The organism is Streptococcus sp. LYSM12 (genome assembly GCF_004569635.1).
Classification (GTDB): domain Bacteria; phylum Bacillota; class Bacilli; order Lactobacillales; family Streptococcaceae; genus Streptococcus.
The window spans coordinates 1-3,817 of the sequence record NZ_SPOZ01000050.1 but is presented as its reverse complement, the minus strand read 5'-3'; the positions used below and the strand labels follow the sequence as shown (position 1 = coordinate 3,817).

The window sequence follows — 3,817 nt, the reverse complement described above, 5'->3', positions numbered from 1 at the left end:
ATAGCGACGGTATCCCAGATGTCACCGATTCAGATGATGATAACGATGGCTACACAGATGAGCAAGAAAAGGCAGCTGGTACAGATTCTAAAGATCCAAACAGTAAACCAATCGCAACTGTTGGTGATATAGACAACAAGACCGTTGTTGAAAAACAACCGATTGAGCCAATCGAAGTTCCAGTAACCAATGTTCCACACAATGGTAGCGTTGAAGTAACTGGCTTACCAGACGGCTTGACCTATGACCCAGCAACTGGCAAGATCACTGGTACCCCAACTGTAACTGATTGGGGCAAAGATGAAGAAGAACGCGACTTCCCTGTCAAAGTGGTTGTGAAAGACGCTGCTGGAAACCCTGTTGCCGAAAAAGATATCACAATCAAGGTTCAACGTGATACAGATGGCGATATGCCAGATGTCACCGATCCAGATGATGATAACGATGGCTACACAGATGAGCAAGAAAAGGCAGCTGGTACAGATTCTAAAGATCCAAACAGTAAACCAATCGCAACTGTTGGTGAAATTGGTGATAAAACAGTTATTGAAAAACAACCAATTGAGCCAATCAACATCCCAGTATCAAATGTACCAAAGGGTGGTAACGTATATGTTGCAGGTCTCCCAGATGGCTTGACCTATGATCCAGCAACTGGCAAGATCACTGGTACCCCAACTGTAACCAATTGGGGCAAAGATGAGGAAGAAATTAACTTCTTGATTACAGTCTTTATCAGTGATGCAGATGGAAAAACAATTGCTGAGAAAGACTTCGTTATCAAGGTTCAACGTGATACAGATAGCGACGGTATCCCAGATGTCACCGATTCAGATGATGACAACGATGGCTACACAGATGAGCAAGAAAAGGCAGCCGGTACAGATTCCAAAGATCCAAACAGCAAACCACTTGCTGCTACTGTGAAAGCAACTTCAAAAGCGGTACTTCCGAAAACAGGAACAGAAAGTTCTAATTTAGGAGCATATGGTCTTGCTGCCCTTGGTTTGGTAGGTCTCATGGCTCTTGGTAAAGGTAAAAAAGAGGAAGAATAAAGGCTTCTTTTGAGATATCGTTGAAAGTGTAGTTGGATTAGCTATCATAACTTGTCCCAGCCATAATATAATGAGGACAGAGCCATGGGTCTTTCAATTTGGAAATTCCCAATGAGCAATATAACAAGTTCTACCATTTTGAATAATCTTGGAACTTGTTATATCTGTCGTTCATTAAAGGAAGGTTGGAAAGTGTCTTATAATAGCATAATCCTAACAGAATCTAATATCTCAGATATTGAAAAGTTCCAGAGTTTTGAATAACTCTGGAACTTTTTCAATGTAGTCGGTTACTAGGGGAGTTATAAAAAGTCTGTAATTTCCTTAAGAATGTGGAAAAATATCTTTTTTGAAGATAGTTACAAGATGAGCGAGGGAGCTTATACTAGACATAAAGAGAGCTTTAGTCATTCAGCCTACTTTTTAGCGCTTTGTCATTTGCCTTGCTGAACGTCAGTTTAAAGGAGACGAGCTTTGCTATCTTTATCTTCCAGCTTTCAATACGCAATGGTGAAAGCTAGCCAGAAGTTGATTTTTATAGCGAATCAGTGTGCCTAGGGCAGTACTAAAAGAGTAAACTGAAAGAGTATGTAAAGGAGAAGCTATGTCAGATACACCAAAAACAGTTTATCGCTTTCCAAAGGGGTTTTTGTGGGGAAGTTCCACATCTGGTCCTCAGAGTGAAGGGATTGTTGTAGGAGATGGTAAGTCCAAAAGTAATTGGGATGTTTGGTATCAAAATGAGCCTGACCGCTTTTTTAATCAGGTAGGTCCTGAGCAGACCTCTACTTTCTACCAACATTATAAAGAGGATATTCAGCTATTAAAAGAAACAGGTCACACCGTCTTCCGGACTTCTATTCAGTGGTCGCGCTTGATTGCAGATGGGACAGGTGATGTGAATGATCAGGCGGTAGACTTTTATCGTCAAGCTTTTCAAGGCATTGTGGACGAGGGGATTCAGCTCATTGTCAATCTTTATCATTTTGATTTGCCTTATGCCCTGCAGGAACGTGGTGGTTGGGAAAATAAGGAAACGGTCTATGCTTATGAGCGTTATGCAAGGACCTGTTTTAGCCTGTTTGGAGACATCGTAGACACGTGGATTACGTTTAATGAGCCAATTGTCCCTGTTGAATGCGGTTATTTGGGTGATTTTCATTTGCCGGGCATTGTTGATGCCAAGGCAGCCGCCCTGGTGGCCTATCATACACAGTTGGCTAGTTCTCTGGCTGTCAAAGCCTGTCATGAACTGCATCCAGACCACCGGATTTGCATTGTTTTGAACTTGACCCCTGCCTATCCACGCAGTGATAGCCAAGAGGATCAAGATGCTGCACGGATTGCAGAATTGTTCCAAACGAAGAGCTTCCTTGATCCATCTGTCTTGGGTGTTTATCCGTCTGAATTGGTAGAAATTCTGAAGCAGCATGATATTCTCCCTCCAGCAAGCAAGGAAGAATTGCAGATCATCAAGGAAAATACAGTTGATTTCTTGGGGGTGAACTACTATCAACCCCTGCGAGTACAAGCAAGAAGCGATAGCCCGAATGCAGATGAGCCCTTGACACCTCATTATTACTATGAACCTTACGATATGCCTGGCAAGAAAATCAATCCGCACCGTGGCTGGGAAATCTATGAAAAAGGGATTTTCGATATCGGGATGAATCTTAAGGAACAGTACGGTAATATCGAATGGCTAGTGACTGAAAATGGTATGGGAGTTGAAGGAGAAGAGAGATTCCGCGAAAATGGTGTGATTCAAGACGACTATCGAATTGACTTTATCATGGACCATTTGGTAGAACTTCATAAGGTGATAGAGGAGGGAGCAAATTGTAAGGGGTACATGCTCTGGACCTTTATCGATTGCTGGTCTTGGCTCAATGCTTATAAGAATCGTTACGGCTTGATTGAGTTGAATTTGGAGACTCAAGAGCGGATTATTAAAAAATCAGGTCATTGGTTTAAGGAGCTAAGCACAAACAATGGCTTTGAAAGATAGAAAGTTCTACCTTATAGTCTTTTCGTTTACTTTTAGTACTAGGACAAGGAGCTGCAGGCTGTACTGGAGTACGGCAAAGCGAGGTAAGGAAGTAATAAAAGATAAACGAAATGACTATAACACTTGGATTTTCGCTCAACCTTGATAATAGGTGCTTAGGCAGTCGGTAGCTTGTACTGACTGTATCGGTCAAGTATGGAGCCAACCAGCTTTCGTAGCTGTAAGCGATAGTTTGCTTATAGTAATGAAGAGGGAGTTCGGAGCAGTGCGGGCATCCGTCTGAGCTTTTATAGCCGTTTCGTTTATTTTTAGTACTGGGCAAGGAGTCGCAGGTAGTACTGGAGTACAGCAAGACGAGTGAACGAAGTAATAAAAATATAAACGAAATGACTATAAGAGACAAATGATTGGTAAGCATGACAAGCATGTGAAGAAAAAATCGTTTTCTTTCATAGGGGAAATAGTTTTTCGGCAAGAACAGCTGTTATAATGGCATTGAAAACAAGGGATTCGTCCCGTTGAAATGCAAGTGTTGTAAAATAGGTTGAAAAAGTGAGGCTGGACAAAGTGATATACTCCCCTTATAGTAGACAGTGAAAAAACAAAAATTCACTAGACACTATAAGGGGAGTTTTCGTATGTCTAAAAGAAGTCCAAAATCGGTAGAAGAAAAATGTGAAATCCTTCAGTTGTATCTGAGCCATAAGCAGTCCCTCAGTCAATTAACGAAAACCTACCAAGTGTCTGATTATGC

2 protein-coding genes are annotated in these 3,817 nt (G+C 41.6%); both read left to right on the top strand.

Annotation, left to right across the window (positions count from 1 at the left end):
* Nucleotides 1-1,055, top strand: a 1,055-nt coding sequence (locus tag E4T79_RS10520; protein ID WP_135030073.1) for a putative Ig domain-containing protein, incomplete at its 5' end; no start/stop codon positions are given.
* Between the two features lie 604 nt (nt 1,056-1,659).
* Nucleotides 1,660-3,063, top strand: a complete 1,404-nt coding sequence (locus E4T79_RS10515; protein WP_135030071.1) for a glycoside hydrolase family 1 protein — start codon at nt 1,660-1,662, stop codon at nt 3,061-3,063.
* Nucleotides 3,064-3,817 lie beyond the last annotated feature (754 nt).